The organism is Corynebacterium sp. HMSC064E10 (genome assembly GCF_001812505.1).
Taxonomy (GTDB): domain Bacteria; phylum Actinomycetota; class Actinomycetes; order Mycobacteriales; family Mycobacteriaceae; genus Corynebacterium; species Corynebacterium amycolatum.
Map to the genome: position 1 here is coordinate 1377730 of NZ_KV809173.1, position 15068 is coordinate 1392797.

Here is a 15068-nt window from a genome sequence, read left to right on the forward strand (position 1 = left end):
GCGCTATGTTGCCGATATTGCCCCTACCGCCGCGGCTTCAGCCCCGCCACAGCACACGCGCCCGCGACGAAGGACAGCGCCACCAGCCACGGAATCAGCCCTGCCCACTCAAAGCGGCTGAACACCATCCCGGATACCCAACCGACAATGGACGAACCCGCATAGTAGCTGAACAGGTACATCGATGACGCCTCGGCGCGGTCGCGCTGCGCCACCAGCCCCACGCCGGACGAGGACAGCGAGTGCGCCACGAAGAACGATGCCGTGAATACAAGCACGCCCACAACCAATGTGGGCAGCCACGGCAGCAGCGCCAGCCCCAAGCCCACGCACGCGGCCAGAGTCGCAATGGCGATGAGGCGACGGCGGCTCACCGTCTTCGCCCACACGCCCGCGCGTGCCGACGACCACGTGCCCGACAGGTAGAGAATAAATACGAACCCTGCCAGTGCCGGGGAGAGCCCGAACTTATCGCCCAGTCGGAAGCCCAGGTAGTTGTACAGAGAGACAAACGACCCCATAAACAGGAACGCCAGGGCGCACAGCGCGAGAATGCGCGGGTCGCGCAAGTGCCGCGCTATGGCCTGCCCCTCCCCTGCAAACGACAGCTGCTTCGGCTGGAACCTACGCTGTTGCGGCAGGAAGTACCAGGTCAGAATGGCGAAAACAAACGCCACCGTCGCTGAGACCGCAATCGCCATCCGCCAAGAGGCGAACTCCAGCACAATGGACGGAATAATACGGCCGAGCAGACCACCGACCGTCGTGCCCGAGATATACAGCCCCATCACGCGACTGACGTGGTCGGCGTGGACTTCCTCACTGACATAGGCCATAGCCACTGCGGGAACACCGGCAATGACAATGCCCTGCAGCAGGCGCAGCGCAATCATCGAACCGATGCCCGGCGCGATTGACACCACGAGCCCCAGCAGCGTTGCCACAAATGCGCTGATGACGATCACGCGCCTGCGTCCAAAGCGTTCGGACAATATGGACACCGGGATAATCGCACAGGCCAGACCACCGGTGGTGGCGGATACCGTCAGTGCGGCGGTGGCTGGGTCGACCGATAGCTCGTCGGAAAGCGTGGGCAGTAGCGCCTGCGTTGCGTAGAGCGCTTGGAACGATGCCAGGCCGGCGAAAAGCACAGCGATAAGCGCGCGGCGGAATCCGGGATCTTCTGGCCGCAGTCCTTCGATCTGTTCGGGGTTTTCGTTAGCGCTAGTCACTTGTCCTACGTTAGCCCTCCCTCCAAACCCCTCGCTGAATACACCAAACCAAAAAACCTTTTTAATTCGCCCGCGGTATCGCTTTCGTTTTATTAGTTTCGTAGGCATGACTACTTCTTCCGCACAGCCACAGGGTCGCAATCACGACCGCGAGTACGACATTGTCGTCTACGGTGCCACGGGTTTCGTGGGCCGCTTGATTGTGGACTATCTGGCTAAACACGCCGGTCAGACAAAGGTGGCGCTCGCAGGTAGGAATGCTCAGAAGCTTGCCGACGTCGCGGAGAACGCAGGCGTATCGGACTGGCCGGTCATTGTTGCGGATGCCGCCGACCAGCAGGCGGTGGCACAGCTTGCTGCCAGCACAAAGGTGGTGTTGACCCTTGTTGGACCGTACGCAAAGTACGGCCGCACCCTGGTGGCCGAGTGTGCCAAGGCCGGTACTCACTACGTCGACCTGTGTGGCGAGGTGCTGTTCGTCCACGACTCCATTGCAAACAACCACGAGGTGGCGCAGCAGACCGGAGCTAAAATTGTTCACTCCTGTGGCTTCGACTCAATTCCCTCCGACGTCGCTGTCCGCGAGCTCCACGAAGCAGCTCACACCAAGCTCGGTGAGACAACCCTGCTGTTCAAGCACGTCAAGGGTGGCGTCTCCGGCGGCACTATCGATTCGGTCCGCGTTCAGCTTGAACAGGCCAAGAAGGATCCCAAGCTGCGTCGCATCATCGCCGATCAGTACGCGCTGGCTGAGCCGGGACCCGACCAGGGTAAGTTCGGCGTCGACCTGCGCCCGGCGCGCTTCCGCAGCCACTGGCGAGCCCCCTTCTTCATGTCGCCTTTCAACACCCGCATTGTTCAGCGCTCAGCGATGCTGGCGGATTACGGTGATTCCTTCCGCTACCGCGAACTACTCAATGTCGGCCGCGGTCCGAGGGCTTTCGTGCGCGCGAATGCTTTCGCAGCTGTCTGCAGGTTGGCGCTGGCGGCGATGGCATTTGGGCCGACGGCCAAGCTCATTGATAAAAAACTACCGAAGCCGGGCGAGGGCCCGAGCGCTGAAGCACAGGCCGAAGGCCGCTTCACCATCGAGGCCTACACCGTCGATACCTCCGGCATTCACTGGCGTTCCAAGGTGTCCCTTGAGGAAGACCCAGGGTACACAGGCACCGCGATTATGATTTCCAGCGCCGCCCTCGCGCTCGTCCACGACGATCTGCCGGACACCACTGGCGTGCTCACTCCTACTGTCGCGCTTGGCGACGCCCTGTCCCGCCGTCTCCGCGCTGGCGGCATGACCATTGAGACGGTGCAGGCTCGATGATTGGTGGCCTGACCGGTGCTTTTGTGAATCTCACCCACGGACCGAAGCTGCCGAGTGTAGGTGGTGGCCGTGCGTTAGTGACCGGCGCTTCCTCCGGCATCGGCTGGGCATGCGCGGAGGCGCTGGTCAAGGCCGGTTTCGAGGTCGTTGGCACGTCCCGCAGAGGCGCCGATGCGCCACACCCCGAGGGAGTGCAGATGGTGGCGCTCGACATGTCCAGCGCTGACGATATCGCCGCCGTGGTCGCTCACGGGCCTTACGACGTCGTCGTCGCCAACGCCGGTGAGAGCCAGTCGGGCGCTTTCGAGGAGCTACCCCGCGAGGCGCTTGAGCGTCTCTTCCAGGTCAATGTTCTGGGGCAGGTGGAGCTGTTACAGCAGCTGCTGCCCGGCATGCGTGAGGCTGGTCGTGGCCGAATTGTGCTGGTTGGTTCGATGCTCGGCGGGTTACCGCTGTCCTATCGTTCTTCCTATGTGGCGACCAAGGCCGCTATCCGCGGCTTTGGGCTTTCGTTGCGGGGTGAAGTCGCGCAGTTCGGTATCGGCGTGACCGTTGTCGAGCCGGGTGCCATAAACACCGGTATTTCTGCACGTCGGACGACATATAGCGATGAGGGTTCCGTTTACGCTGCTGATGTCCACCGCATGCTGACGAAGTTGAATGCCAACGAGGAAGGGGGCATTCCCGCTTCCGAGATTGCGGAGGTAGTGATGCGCGAGGTGGCCGCCGAACGACCCTTGGCCCTGGTGGCGCGGGGGTCGTCGGCAAGCGTGGCGGTGCCCTTCATGCGGCGGATCCCGACGCAAGCGATGTTGACCATCATGCGCCGGGTGCACGGGCTGCGGTGAGTTAATCGGCGTGCTATTCAGCGATAGCGCGCATCTCGACGGCCTGCGCACACGCCTCCGCGGCTTCGTGGGCTAGGTTGATGGCCTCTTGCTCATCTGCGACTTGGACAATCCAAAAAGCCGACGGGAACGTCATCGCGTTGTAATACGGCAAATCGCTATGTGAACCATCCGGCAGCACCGTCATGGCATCCTCTGGCGGAACCAGCCCGCCGGACATAACCCAGTGGCCTTCGTCCTGCAGCTTCTGATTGAAGCGTCCGATTCGTTCAAAGGCAGCGTGCATTTCCTCATCAGAGTCATACGCGTTGATATCTCTGCGGCCATGGACCGTGAAAAAGTACTGCACACCAAGCTCCTGAGTTTCGTTTTGCTAAGTGTACCAGATTGGATGGGGTTGGCATTGGGGAATTTTTGGGGAATTTTGGCTTTGGTCGCTGGTTACCCTTTGACCGGAGTGGTACTACAGGTGGTACTATCAAAGATGTGGGGGACAAAATAGAAAAAATTCTTACATCTATGCGCGCTTCAAACGCCAACGTTTCTTACCAAGATCTGAAGAAGGTCTGCGACTTTTACTTCGAACGACGCCCTTCGCGCGGGGGCGATCATGAAACATACAAAACACCGTGGCGCGGCGACCCTCGAGTCAACATTCAAAACCGAAATGGGAAAGCTAAGCCCTACCAGGTCAATCAAGTACTAGCCGCCGTCGACAAACTTCTACTCGAAGGAAAATAACAATGTCTTATCCTGCTGAAAAGTACACCTACCAGGTCTTCTGGTCAGAACCTGATCAAGAATATGTGGCGACGGTACTGGAGTTTCCTTCACTGTCGTGGGTAGCTGAAAACTCGTCGGAAGCGGAACAAAAACTTCGAGACCTCGTTACTGAGGTTCTTATGGATATGGAAGCCTCCGATGAAGCAGTCCCAGAGCCCTTCGGTCACCGTTCCTACTCGGGGCGATTCAACGTCCGAATCCCCAGTTCACTGCACCGGAAACTGGCAATGGCAGCTGCCCGCGAAGGAGTCTCGCTCAATACTTACGTAGCGCAGACACTCGCAGGCGCTGCATAGGTTTTGATCGGGCGTTTTGCGGGCAGGGCCTAGTTTTGTTCTTTCGCCAATTCCTGTTTCGCAGTGGCGGCTCGCTGTGCCCTGATCTCCGCTACCTGCTGCTTGCGGGTATTGAACCCCATGCGCCACGGGGCGGCTAGACCTGACTCGGGGGCATGCGGGTTATCGCGCCAAGATTTGCCCTCGTTGTAGGCCTGCGCGCCCTCGCGGTATGCGGCAGATTGCTCGGCAAAGGTTGGGTACAGCTGTTCAGCAGCCTGTCTGGCCTGCGCACCGACAGCCTTCATTTTCGCGCGCAGATCCTTGATTTTGTCCTGAATCTTTTTGTTGTAGCGTTCCTGCTGCTCTGCAATATCGACGAGTGCCTGCTGCTCGGTGATGGGGTCGAACGGGGCTTGGCCTGCCTTGTCGTAGGCTTCCTTAGCACGCGGGGTGCGCTCCCAATCACGCAAAGACGGGTTATAAACGCACCAATCTTCCTGGCCGTCGTCTTTGTAGATACTGCCGTTGTGATCCCAGTACTTCGTCATGCGTTTACCCTTCTGAGTGTTTCTGTGGGTCTTACTACGCCGTTAGGTACAGGGAACCCGAGGGCGACAGAACCTACGCTAACCTCTCCGGAGCTTCCGCCAGGCCCAATCAATAATCACGAAGCCAACGAGCGTCACACCGAACAGTGGTGCAACTACCGAGTAGGCAATCAACAGCGCCACAACAGCCGCTGCGACACCCGGGCGAATGTCCCGCCAGCGCGTTGGCGCCGGGAGCCTACCAGGACGACCACCGCGACCGCGCCCAAACCACATGGCGTACCCGCGCACAATCATTGCCAGCAGAGCAACACCGATAAGCGCCAGGACCAGCTGATTCACCCACCCGAACAGGATTCCCATGTGCGCGTTAATCAGCCATTCGGTCAGCTTTGCCGGCAGCGGCCAGTCCGCAAAATGAATCCGGTCAACCATCGCTCCGGTCGACCCGTCAACGGTGACGGTCTCAATGCCCATCCGCCATTCCTCGCGGGCTTCCTTGGCCATCCACACCGTGCCAGCTTCCGGTGGTGTCAGTTCGACTTTCCCGGACAGCCCCTCGGCACGTGCGAGGTTCATAACACTATCCGCCTCTGACCAGTCATAATTCGCTGGAGCAGTCGCAGTCACAGCTGGTTTCGGCGCGTACCAGTCCATCGTCTCACGTAGCTTTGCGATGCCGGTTCCAGCCACCCACGACCACGTCAGGCCGGTGACGGTCAGGAACAAAAGTCCAACGCTGACCGCCACACCAACATTCGCGTGACGACGCATATGATGCGCCCTCTTACTTGTTCCCTGTGTCCGCTTGCGGCGCGAACGGTCCCACCAGAGCCAGAGGCCACCAATAGCCAGTGCGCCCATCCAGGATGCTGCTGTCTCAGAGTAGAGGCGACCAAAGTTGCTATCAATCCAGAGCCTGCGGTGCCCTTCCGAGATCCAGGCCCGCAGTGGCAGCGCCGCCGAGGAACCGTATTGCACCAGGTCACCCTTGATGCTCAAGTCGCCTGGGTCGACGAACACCGCATGTCGGTAGGACTCCGACTTCAACTGCTCATCATTGAACATGACTCGCGTTGTCTGCCCCGGCTTTTCCGGGACCTGCACTGCGGTCACCGGCAGCTCAGGATGCACGCGCTGCGCGACCTCAACCTGCTTTTCCAGAGGCTGTGCGGGAAGGCTTGAAGTTGCAGTTAGTTCTTCGTGGTAAACCACCTTTTCTATGCTCGGAGCGAGGGCATATGCCACGCCTGTGATAGCTGCAATAACGAGTAGCGGCGCAACGAGGATGCCTGCAACGACATGGATTCGGTGCAGTAATGCTCGTGGTCCACCATTTTTCTGAGTCTGTGCGACGGGGTTTGCGGCTGGCGTTCCAGCGGCATCGCCTGTGGCTATTGAAGTCATGCTCTATTAGTCGGACGAACCGCCTCACTTGTTCCCCAGCAAGCTCATTTTTATTAACTTCCAGGGGTAACCATTTGGCCACGCGCCCCGTTGAAGGCCACCTCGTGCGCAACTATTCGTCGTAAAGCCCGCGTACCCTCGAACACATGGCTTATCCAGACGTGTACCACGCCAATGACAACCGCTATGAAACGATGCCGTACAACCGCTCCGGCGACACGGGGCTAAAGCTTCCAGCCATTACGCTGGGACTTTGGCATAACTTTGGTGATGACCGGCCGCTCGAGACGCAGCGTGAAATCCTGCGCACCGCGTTCGACCACGGCGTCACGCACTTCGATCTCGCCAACAATTACGGCCCACCACAGGGCTCTGCGGAGGCGAATTTCGGTCGCATCATGGCCAAGGATTTCGCTCCCTACCGCGATGAAATGATCATTTCCTCCAAGGCCGGTTGGTACATGCAAGATGGCCCCTACGGCTTCGGCGGCTCGCGGAAATACCTCGTGGCCAGCTGCGATGCCTCGCTGAAGCGCATGGGCCTGGATTATGTGGACATTTTCTACCACCACCGGCCCGACCCGGATACGCCTATCGAGGAAACCGTCGCCGCCCTCGACTTCCTCGTCCGCTCGGGACGCGCGCTCTACGTCGGCGTGAGCTCCTACTCCCCCGAGCTCACTCGCCGCGCACAGAAAATCGCCCGTGAGCTGGGCACTCCGCTGACTATTCACCAGCCGAGCTACTCCATGTTCAACCGCTGGATCGAGGACGAACTGCTGGCAACCTGCGCCGACGAAGGCATGGGCGTCATCGCCTTTTCCGCGCTTGCGCAGGGGCTTCTCACCGACCGCTATCTAGATGGCGTGCCGGAGGCCTCGCGTCTCGGCGCGCACAAGATGAACTCGGGGTTCCTCAACGACGACACGCTCACCGCCATCCGTGAGCTCAACGCCATTGCTTTACGACGAGGCCAGTCCCTGGCACAGATGGCCATCTCGTGGGTTCTTCGCCGTGACGAAGTGACCTCCGCCCTAATTGGGGCATCGTCGGTGGAGCAGCTGAAAAACAGCCTCGGAGCCCTGGACGCTGCGCCGTTTAGCGATGAAGAACTCGCGGAGATCGACAAGTGGGCCGTCGACCGCGGGATTAACCAGTGGCAGGGCGCTACGGAGTCTGTATAGCCGGCAGCACATACTCAATCAGCTCGTCAATCTGCTCTTCCGCATCGCGTTTAGAGGTGCGGAAGTTGATGCTGACGTGATTGATGCCGAGCTGTCGCTGGGAGTGCAGCAGTTCGATGAGCTTGTTGCGGCCAAGGCGGCACCCGAAGTGGCCGCCCTGCGCGGGTGCGTCGGGGTCTTCATGCAGGTCAATCCACAATGATTCCAGGAAGGGTTTGAAGACACCCTCACCGCACTCCTGGGCTACCGCCTCCTGCCAGTTGGCGATGTTTTTCTTCTGCATCTCCAGGCCTTTGTGATACATGAACCACCCGTCGGTATGAGCGGCTTTCCACTCCAGGCTCTGCTGGCATGAGCCGGTGGCCAACAGCGGAACTCGGCGTGCCAGCGGCTTGGGCACCACATCGGATCCGCCCATCTTCCCCTCGGACCACCGGATAGGCCGGTCACTGGTGCTGAGGGCCTTTTCATAGACCTCGATATGCTCGCGGAAACGCTCACCGCGCTTGCCTTTGTCCTGGTTAAAGGCGGGGAACTCCTCGGGTCGATCGCCGGTGGCAACGCCGAAGAGGAAACGGCCGTCGGAAAGCCTGTCCAGCGTGGCCGCGCGCTTAGCCATCACCAGCGGATGCTGAAAAGGCACGACGATTGCACCCGTGCCGAGTGCGATGTCGCTGGTGTGTGCGGCGATGTAGCTGAGGTACATCCAGGGGTCGTAGACCTGGCCGACGTCGCCGAATGTTTCCACACGCAGCGGGATGTCGCGCGCCCACACTGCCGCGATGCCTGCGCGTTCGGCTTTCCGAATCAGCCGAATCTGATTGCTCAGCGCGTCCTTGGGTTCGGCTTCGGCGTCCTGCTCGATGGGCAGACTGAGCCCCACAGTTAGCCTGCCCGGCGCGAATGTGCGCTGGTAACCGGGTAGTTCGTCGATGGGCTTGTCCGAAAGATCAAACAGCGAGCTCATGGTGTTTAACGGTAGTACAGCTTGAGCCACGGCACCCGCAGTTAAGCTGGAACCATGCTTGAGGATGCCATCATCGTCGGAGGCGGCCAAGCTGCCCTCGCTACCGCCTACTACCTGCACAAACACGACATTGATCCGCTCGTTCTGGACAATCAGCCGGCTCCCGGCGGCTCCTGGCGCAATGTCTGGCCCTCAATGACGCTCTTTTCCACCCCGGGTTTCTCCAACCTTCCGGGCATCCAGATGCCCGATTATGACGGCTTCCCGCCCGCTTCCCATGTGATTGATTACCTCAGCTCCTACGAAAAGCGCTACGAACTGCGCGTTCAGCGCCCGGTTAACGTTACCCACGTCACCCACGACGGCACCTTCCACCTCACCAGCGATGCCGGAGACTTCGAGTCCCACCAACTCATCGCCGCCACCGGCAACCGCCCCTTCGTCCCCCACTACCCCGGCACGACCTCCGCAAAACAGTGGCATTCGGCCAATTACCCAGGCCCCGAGCCATTCGAAGGCTCCCGCGTTGCCGTTGTCGGCGCGGCGAACTCCGGCGCCCAAATCGCCGCTGAACTGATACTTTCCGGTATCGACACCACCTGGTTCACCCGCCACGAACCGCGCTGGATGCCCGACGACGTCGACGGTCGCGTCCTGTTCGAACGCAACCGTCAGCGAGCACTCGCCATCGCACGTGGCGAACCCGACCCCGGCCCCTCCGACAGTATCGGCGACATCGTTGTCCTGCCGTCCGTCCGCAAAGCCCGCGACTCCGGTGCCCTCACCTGGACACCCATGTTCTCTTCGCTTGACGACGTCCACGCGGACCACCTCATTTGGTGCACCGGTTTCCGCCCCGCGCTCAGCCCCTTCCGCAGCGTCGACTCCGACCTCATCGAGTTCGTCGGCTACGGCGACTGGGTTGGCCCCGGTGCAGCCACGATTATGGGTGTTGGCCCCTTCGCTAAGCGCGCGGCTGAGCGGGTGGCTGCTCGACTGTCAGCATGATCTGCATCAACATCATGTCCAACCAACGCCCGTTCTTTGTCCCTACCTGAGGCAATAGCCCAACACGCTGGAAACCATACTTTTCGTGCAGCGCAATCGACCCCTCGTTGCTGCCGTCGATCGCTGCCACCAAAACGTGCTTCCCGCCTCACGAGCAGCATCAATGGTCACCTGTAGAAGCGTCCCGCCAATGCCCCGGCCCTGAAAGCTCGGATGTACATAGATGGAGTTTTCCACTGTGTACCGAAACCCGTCGAAGTCACGAAAGTCACTAAAGGTGGCATCTCCAGCGACTTCGTCGTCAAGCGTGGCGACGAAAACCGGGTAATCCTTGTCCCAGTGCACCTCCATCCATGCAATGCGATTCTCCACGCTGACCGTGTCATCGTTCCAGATGGCGACGGTGTTGATCACGGCCTCGTTGTAAATCTCCGCGATTGCCTCGGCGTCCTCCCGCGTTGCTTGCCGAATAATCATGGTTTTGCCCCGTTTTCTGCGCTGGTTTCTGCACTCCGCCTTTATAGATGCGAGATTACTAAGCTTCCGGTTTCGAACGGGTGTTTTATTTATACTTTTCTGCACTTCTCCATGCGCCACCCGCAAACAACCTGGTAACAAACGCTTTTGCGGTCAGCCGACATCTACAAAAACCATTCAAAATCTCTCATCATTTCTCTTTACAAAGCAGAACGGCACCTGTACGATAGCAAGTAAGTTCGAAAGAAAACCGACAACCATTGGAACACCAGGGGGATCCAATGAAGTCCGAACAAGTACCCGAACCATATTGGGCTCATGAGAATCCCGAAGATGAGCTCTCAGCACTCGCGCGGGCTACCAACCGCACCCACCTTGAGTTGATTGTAGCCTGCTGCCCTGCAGGCGATGATGACGTTGAAAACCATGCCGCTCGCATCAGCGTTCGCCTGGGAATCACCCGCAGTGAAGCACTGCGTATCTGTGACATTGGCCTATTGCTGGAGAAAATGCCTCAGCTAGCGGCCTACGCCCGGGAAAGCTGTGCATTGTCCATGCGGCAACTCGGCATCATTGCACATGGCGTGGTCGGCATCGAGCCGGATCAAATACCCGATGCGGAGAAGAAAATTCTGGCATTGGTCACGCCACGGAAACGTCGTCAAGCAATGATCGGACCTCGCACGCTCACTACCAAAATTGGTGATATTGCTGCGGACTTGGATGACCGTGCTCGCGCCGACGGCACAATTCCCACTATTACCGATACGGAATCGGTAACTCTGGTGGAACGTCCCGACAGCTACTCCCAAATCATTCTCACGCTGCGCCCGGACCGCGCCTATTTCGCCATGTGCGCAATTGAAACGGTCTTCCGCGCGAATGAAGAAATGACGCAGGCGGATGCATTTGTGGAACTAATCCACCAACGCACCGATGCGGAGGTTGTGCTCAATGTTTTCCGCGAGCCCCACAGTGATGACGCCTGGCTGGACGGCGCCGGCTGGCTCGGCGCGCTGGTCACGGAAGAGTGGATGCAAAAGGTGACGCATGTCCGCCTCTCAGCAGACAGCGCCACCAATGGTTACCGCCCAACCCCAGCGCAGGTTGCCCGCGTCCACGGTCGTGACGGCACGTGCCGCTTCCCCGGCTGCGAAGTCCCAGCGTACAAGTGCGATATTGACCATATCGCACCGTACAACCAGGAAGACTCCGAAGCCGGTGGCCCCACCGACACACAGAATCTGCACTGCCTATGCCGGAAGCACCACAACCTGAAAACCCACAAGCTCTGGGATATCACGGCTTATGAGGACGGCTCAGAGGTGTGGTCCTCTGCCGACGGCGTTACCGCGGCGACCGTCCCGGCCGGACCGTTAGCCGGGTTCGGGCGACAGACTTTTGACAAGCGCGCTACTCAGAAGACGAAAGCACGCCATGACCACTACATGAAGTGGTGGCTGTCATTCGCGGCGGTGCCAGATCTAGTCTTTGATGATGGGGAGGATTAACCCAGCGGGCCACCGCAGTTCGGCCATGCGCCAGCACCCTGGGAGGCAAGCACGCGCTCGCCAATCTCAATCTGCTGCTCCTTGGTGGCCTGGTCAGCCGTTGGTGCGTACTGGTCACCGCCGTGGCCGCTCCAGGTCTGCTGCGAAAACTGCAGTCCGCCGTAGTAGCCGTTACCGGTATTGGTCTGCCAGTTTCCGCCGGACTCACATGCCGCAACCTGATCCCAGGCGCTGACTGATGCAGCGTTAGCGGCGGCGGTCGGGGCAGCAATCATGCCTGCTGCCACGGCGGCGGATGCGATGAACTTACCGGAAAAACGCATAAACAGAGAACACTCCTAAAGGGTTGACTTTTCTCTTGGCCGACCAACCTACGCGCACCCTCCCCCACCCTGTCAACCCGTATCCTGGAAAGCATGTCCGTGGCAGATGTCGTCCGCAAAACCGAGAGAAGAATCAACGCGCTGGCCGCCAAGCGTTCCAAAAACGCTGGTTGGGAACCGGAAATCATCGGATTCACCGGGTACGGAAATGCAGAGCGCGTTCGCGTACTCGGCCGTGTCCTTATGAAGGATCCGGCCAAAAAACGAGACGAAGAACGAAACAAAAAACGCGGGTTTTGGCAGTTCTTTACCGTCGAACTCGCGGACTTTCCCGTCACCATCACTGCCGGCAATCGCACGGTGGAAACCACCGCGGATAGCAACGGCTACATCGAGGTGCTGATTCGGAATCACGGCCTCGAACCCGGCTGGCACGAGATCACCATCAACGACACTCCCGCAGAGGCCCTCATCCTCTCCCCGGAAACCAAATACGGCATCGTCTCCGATATTGATGACACTGTTTTGGTCACCATGCTGCCGCGCACCCTCATCGCCGCCTACAACTCCTGGGTCAAAGAGACAGACGAGCGCAAAGCCGTCGCTGGCTTCAGCGAGTTCTATGCGCAACTTCGCCGTCGTTACGCGAGCAAAACCGATGAGGACACGGACGTTCCCGTCATCTACCTTTCCACCGGCGCATGGAACACCTTCGGCACACTAAAAAAGTTCCTGCACCGCAACAACCTGCCGAAGGGCCCGCTACTGCTCACCGATTGGGGGCCAACGCCCACTGGCCTGTTCCGCTCGGGCAAGGAACATAAGAAGGTGCGACTGCGGGACCTGTTTATTGACTTCCCCGAAATCAACTGGATTCTCGTCGGTGATGACGGCCAATACGACCCGCTCATCTACGGCACAGCCGCGGCGGAGCATCCGGATAAGGTCGCGGCAATCGCAATCCGCAACCTCACTCCCAGCGAGCACGTGCTCTCCCACGGCACCACAGTGCCAATTGAAAAACTGGAGAACAAGGAGGTTCCATTCATCGAGGGTGCCGACGGCTTTAAGCTGCTCAAACAGATCGACCAACTGCCGCAACCATGATCTACCTCCGCCAGGCCCGTATTCACGATGATGCCGAGCTCCCGGCTTACGTCGTAAAGCTCGCGTTGCCCTTCCCCATGGCCTTCACCACGCCGATTACCATCTTGACCGGCGAAAACGGCAAGGGAAAGTCGACGGTGCTGGAGGCGTTGGCGTCGGCGATGGGGGTCGACACGGACGGCGGCTCGCGGTTTAAAACGCAGGAGCGCACCTCTCCGATTCCGCTCGCGCTGACCAAGCGCAATCCCCCGGATACGTTCTTCTTTCGCGGCGACGCGCACTTAAACCTCGCGCGTTTCTACGCATCGATCGGCAGCCTCCCCGGCGGTGACGGCATGGCGGACCTCACCCAGATGAGTCACGGCCAATCCATCATGGCGCTGGCCAAACGTCGCTTCGGTGCTGAATCACTGATCTTCCTCGACGAACCCGAGGCCGGACTGTCGGTACTGCGCCAGCTTGAACTCCTCGGCCGTCTCGGCGCGCTTGCAGAAGCCGGCGCACAGATTATCATGGCGACGCATTCCCCCATCCTGCTCGCCGCACCGGAAGCAACGATCATTTCGCTTGACGACGCCGACACCACCCACTTCGAAGACACCCTCGCGGTACGGGCGACCAGGGATTTCCTAGCCGATCCCGTCGGCATCGCTGACTACATGGTGGAGCGTTTTACTTCGGATTCTTAAGCCCCAACGATGCCACGACGCCCACGGCCGACAGCGCCACCGGCAGCCACATGGCATCACTCATGGCGGTGGTGAAGTCGCCACGGTTGCTGCTGAGCGCCGCCGCCATGACGGTGGCAATCAGCGCACTACCCAGCACACTGCCGATCTGGCGGATGGTGTTGTACACACCGGAGGCAGCACCGGCGAGGATCGGGTCAATGTTGCGGGTCGCGGCCGTCGACAGCGTGCCCCAAATAAATGCGTTGGCCACACCGAATGCAGCGCCCGGCAGTAGCAGCCACAGCACGGAGAGGTCCTCGTGGATGAGGTAGTGAAACCCGAGCATGCCCACCAGCGAGGAACCAAAACCGATCAGCGCGAACTCGCGGAACTTCAGCCGATCCAGCATTCGCCCAGTCCACGGTGCCATGACACCGGAAATCAGCGCCTGCGGCACGAGCAGTAGTGAGGCTTGGATGGTCGATAGGTCGCGAGCATTCTGGGCGAAGAGGATGATTGGGAAACCAACCGCGACCACCAGCGCGCCCATCACGGCAATGGCCAACGAGGAGACGGTGAAGTTGCGATCCTTAAAAAGGGACAGCGGCATCAGCGGTTCGGCCGTGGTCTTGGCCTCCCAGACCGTAAACAGGCCAAGAATCACCACACCGGCGGCAATCAGTGCCCAGATCCAACCGGACCAGCCGGCACTCTCCCCCTCCTGAATGCCGAAGACCAGCAGGAACATACCAATCGCGCTGAGCACAACGCCCAGATAGTCAATCTTGTTGCGGTGCGTCTCGAAGGCTGGCAGATAGCGAAACGCAAAGACGAGTCCAATCAGGCCAATCGGCACATTAATAAGGAAAATCCAGCGCCAACTCAGCAGCTCAATCAACACGCCACCAGCCAGCGGCCCCGTCAGCGAGGCAATTCCGGCCGCCGCGCCCCACAGCCCCATCGCCGCACCGCGATGCACCGGTGGAAACATCTGCGTAATCAGCGCCATCGTCTGCGGTGTCAGCAGCGCGGCCCCCAGTCCCTGCACCACGCGGGCAATGATCAGCATGCTTAACGACGGCGCCAACCCACACGCCAGCGACGCCAACACGAAGATAACCAAGCCCGCTACATAGGTGTGCTTGACTCCCCAGAGGTCACCGAGCCTGCCGGTAATAAGCAACGGCACCGCATAGGCCAGCAAATAACCGCTGGTCACCCACATGACCTGGTTGAGCTCACCGCCCAGTTCATGCTGGATGGTGTTAATACCAACGGTGACAATGGTGGCGTCGACCAGAATCATGAAGAAGCCGAGCAATACGGTCCACAGCGCTGGCCACGCCTTTTTGGGATCAAACTGAGTATTCAAATCTGTAGCCACTCGGAGTCATGTTAGT

At 59.7% G+C, this 15068-nt stretch carries 17 protein-coding genes; 8 read left to right on the forward strand and 9 right to left on the reverse strand.

The annotated features are described in order from the left end of the window. Positions 1-23 precede the first annotated feature (23 nt). Complete coding sequence (locus tag HMPREF2860_RS07875; protein WP_049181226.1) at positions 24-1232, reverse strand: MFS transporter; 1209 nt, start codon at positions 1230-1232, stop codon at positions 24-26. 106 nt (positions 1233-1338) lie between these two features. Between HMPREF2860_RS07875 and HMPREF2860_RS07880 the strand changes: the two genes are divergently transcribed. Beyond that, positions 1339-2556: a saccharopine dehydrogenase family protein gene (locus HMPREF2860_RS07880; protein WP_038627174.1), complete on the forward strand. Its 1218-nt coding sequence runs from the start codon at positions 1339-1341 to the stop codon at positions 2554-2556. After that, the gene (locus HMPREF2860_RS07885; protein ID WP_070628749.1) at positions 2553-3404 is read left to right on the forward strand and encodes an SDR family NAD(P)-dependent oxidoreductase; all 852 of its coding nucleotides are present in this window, start codon (positions 2553-2555) and stop codon (positions 3402-3404) included. The genes HMPREF2860_RS07880 and HMPREF2860_RS07885 overlap by 4 nt, the downstream gene beginning before the upstream one ends. 13 nt (positions 3405-3417) lie before the next feature. Here HMPREF2860_RS07885 and HMPREF2860_RS07890 read toward each other — a convergent pair whose 3' ends face one another. After that, entirely contained in the window at positions 3418-3753 is a 336-nt protein-coding gene (locus HMPREF2860_RS07890) for a YciI family protein (protein ID WP_038627170.1), read from the reverse strand. Positions 3754-4147: 394 nt separating this feature from the next. On the opposite strand from HMPREF2860_RS07890, the gene HMPREF2860_RS07900 reads away from it, so the two are divergent. Beyond that, positions 4148-4483 (forward strand): type II toxin-antitoxin system HicB family antitoxin, encoded by a 336-nt coding sequence (locus tag HMPREF2860_RS07900; RefSeq protein WP_038627166.1) that lies wholly within the window; start codon positions 4148-4150, stop codon positions 4481-4483. 29 nt (positions 4484-4512) lie between these two features. Here HMPREF2860_RS07900 and HMPREF2860_RS07905 read toward each other — a convergent pair whose 3' ends face one another. Both HMPREF2860_RS07905 and HMPREF2860_RS07910 read right to left on the reverse strand, forming a co-directional pair. Further along, entirely contained in the window at positions 4513-5013 is a 501-nt protein-coding gene (locus HMPREF2860_RS07905; protein ID WP_070431850.1) for a hypothetical protein, read from the reverse strand. A 78-nt stretch (positions 5014-5091) separates the two neighbouring features. After that, on the reverse strand, positions 5092-6420 hold the full coding sequence (locus tag HMPREF2860_RS07910; protein ID WP_070559954.1) for a PepSY-associated TM helix domain-containing protein: 1329 nt from the start codon (positions 6418-6420) through the stop codon (positions 5092-5094). 146 nt (positions 6421-6566) lie between these two features. Between HMPREF2860_RS07910 and HMPREF2860_RS07915 the strand changes: the two genes are divergently transcribed. Beyond that, on the forward strand, positions 6567-7604 hold the full coding sequence (locus HMPREF2860_RS07915; RefSeq protein ID WP_038627154.1) for an aldo/keto reductase: 1038 nt from the start codon (positions 6567-6569) through the stop codon (positions 7602-7604). Here the strand turns inward: HMPREF2860_RS07915 and HMPREF2860_RS07920 are convergent. Further along, complete coding sequence (locus HMPREF2860_RS07920) at positions 7588-8571, reverse strand: LLM class oxidoreductase (RefSeq protein WP_070628750.1); 984 nt, start codon at positions 8569-8571, stop codon at positions 7588-7590. The genes HMPREF2860_RS07915 and HMPREF2860_RS07920 overlap by 17 nt on opposite strands. Positions 8572-8625: 54 nt before the next feature. Here HMPREF2860_RS07920 and HMPREF2860_RS07925 point away from each other — a divergent pair, with 54 nt between their 5' ends. Continuing rightward, positions 8626-9579 (forward strand): NAD(P)-binding domain-containing protein, encoded by a 954-nt coding sequence (locus tag HMPREF2860_RS07925; RefSeq protein WP_038627150.1) that lies wholly within the window; start codon positions 8626-8628, stop codon positions 9577-9579. Here the strand turns inward: HMPREF2860_RS07925 and HMPREF2860_RS11415 are convergent. After that, positions 9536-9700 (reverse strand): GNAT family N-acetyltransferase, encoded by a 165-nt coding sequence (locus HMPREF2860_RS11415; protein ID WP_311199636.1) that lies wholly within the window; start codon positions 9698-9700, stop codon positions 9536-9538. The genes HMPREF2860_RS07925 and HMPREF2860_RS11415 overlap by 44 nt on opposite strands. After that, positions 9622-10056, reverse strand: a complete 435-nt coding sequence (locus HMPREF2860_RS07930) for a GNAT family N-acetyltransferase (protein WP_311199634.1) — start codon at positions 10054-10056, stop codon at positions 9622-9624. Before HMPREF2860_RS07930 ends, HMPREF2860_RS11415 begins: the two co-directional genes overlap by 79 nt. Positions 10057-10337: 281 nt before the next feature. Here HMPREF2860_RS07930 and HMPREF2860_RS07935 point away from each other — a divergent pair, with 281 nt between their 5' ends. Then, positions 10338-11567, forward strand: a complete 1230-nt coding sequence (locus HMPREF2860_RS07935) for an HNH endonuclease signature motif containing protein (protein WP_070628751.1) — start codon at positions 10338-10340, stop codon at positions 11565-11567. Here the strand turns inward: HMPREF2860_RS07935 and HMPREF2860_RS07940 are convergent. Further along, positions 11564-11890, reverse strand: a complete 327-nt coding sequence (locus tag HMPREF2860_RS07940) for a transglycosylase family protein (RefSeq protein ID WP_005511827.1) — start codon at positions 11888-11890, stop codon at positions 11564-11566. The genes HMPREF2860_RS07935 and HMPREF2860_RS07940 overlap by 4 nt on opposite strands. Positions 11891-11983: 93 nt before the next feature. On the opposite strand from HMPREF2860_RS07940, the gene HMPREF2860_RS07945 reads away from it, so the two are divergent. Then, complete coding sequence (locus tag HMPREF2860_RS07945) at positions 11984-12997, forward strand: App1 family protein (RefSeq protein WP_070628752.1); 1014 nt, start codon at positions 11984-11986, stop codon at positions 12995-12997. Then, positions 12994-13686: an AAA family ATPase gene (locus tag HMPREF2860_RS07950; RefSeq protein ID WP_049181219.1), complete on the forward strand. Its 693-nt coding sequence runs from the start codon at positions 12994-12996 to the stop codon at positions 13684-13686. Before HMPREF2860_RS07945 ends, HMPREF2860_RS07950 begins: the two co-directional genes overlap by 4 nt. Here the strand turns inward: HMPREF2860_RS07950 and HMPREF2860_RS07955 are convergent. Then, entirely contained in the window at positions 13670-15052 is a 1383-nt protein-coding gene (locus HMPREF2860_RS07955; protein ID WP_070559950.1) for a DHA2 family efflux MFS transporter permease subunit, read from the reverse strand. The genes HMPREF2860_RS07950 and HMPREF2860_RS07955 overlap by 17 nt on opposite strands. Between the last annotated feature and the right edge of the window lie 16 nt (positions 15053-15068).

What these genes read in the sequence shown, in the direction of transcription:
- HMPREF2860_RS07930 (WP_311199634.1), bottom strand. Translation starts at nt 10,056, where the DNA reads ATGATTATTCGGCAAGCAACGCGGGAGGACGCCGAGGCAATCGCGGAG.
- HMPREF2860_RS07920 (WP_070628750.1), bottom strand. Translation starts at nt 8,571, where the DNA reads ATGAGCTCGCTGTTTGATCTTTCGGACAAGCCCATCGACGAACTACCC.
- HMPREF2860_RS07925 (WP_038627150.1), top strand. Translation starts at nt 8,626, where the DNA reads ATGCTTGAGGATGCCATCATCGTCGGAGGCGGCCAAGCTGCCCTCGCT.
- HMPREF2860_RS07935 (WP_070628751.1), top strand. Translation starts at nt 10,338, where the DNA reads ATGAAGTCCGAACAAGTACCCGAACCATATTGGGCTCATGAGAATCCC.
- HMPREF2860_RS07915 (WP_038627154.1), top strand. Translation starts at nt 6,567, where the DNA reads ATGGCTTATCCAGACGTGTACCACGCCAATGACAACCGCTATGAAACG.
- HMPREF2860_RS07885 (WP_070628749.1), top strand. Translation starts at nt 2,553, where the DNA reads ATGATTGGTGGCCTGACCGGTGCTTTTGTGAATCTCACCCACGGACCG.
- HMPREF2860_RS07945 (WP_070628752.1), top strand. Translation starts at nt 11,984, where the DNA reads ATGTCCGTGGCAGATGTCGTCCGCAAAACCGAGAGAAGAATCAACGCG.
- HMPREF2860_RS07880 (WP_038627174.1), top strand. Translation starts at nt 1,339, where the DNA reads ATGACTACTTCTTCCGCACAGCCACAGGGTCGCAATCACGACCGCGAG.
- HMPREF2860_RS07950 (WP_049181219.1), top strand. Translation starts at nt 12,994, where the DNA reads ATGATCTACCTCCGCCAGGCCCGTATTCACGATGATGCCGAGCTCCCG.
- HMPREF2860_RS07910 (WP_070559954.1), bottom strand. Translation starts at nt 6,420, where the DNA reads ATGACTTCAATAGCCACAGGCGATGCCGCTGGAACGCCAGCCGCAAAC.
- HMPREF2860_RS07940 (WP_005511827.1), bottom strand. Translation starts at nt 11,890, where the DNA reads ATGCGTTTTTCCGGTAAGTTCATCGCATCCGCCGCCGTGGCAGCAGGC.
- HMPREF2860_RS07905 (WP_070431850.1), bottom strand. Translation starts at nt 5,013, where the DNA reads ATGACGAAGTACTGGGATCACAACGGCAGTATCTACAAAGACGACGGC.
- HMPREF2860_RS07900 (WP_038627166.1), top strand. Translation starts at nt 4,148, where the DNA reads ATGTCTTATCCTGCTGAAAAGTACACCTACCAGGTCTTCTGGTCAGAA.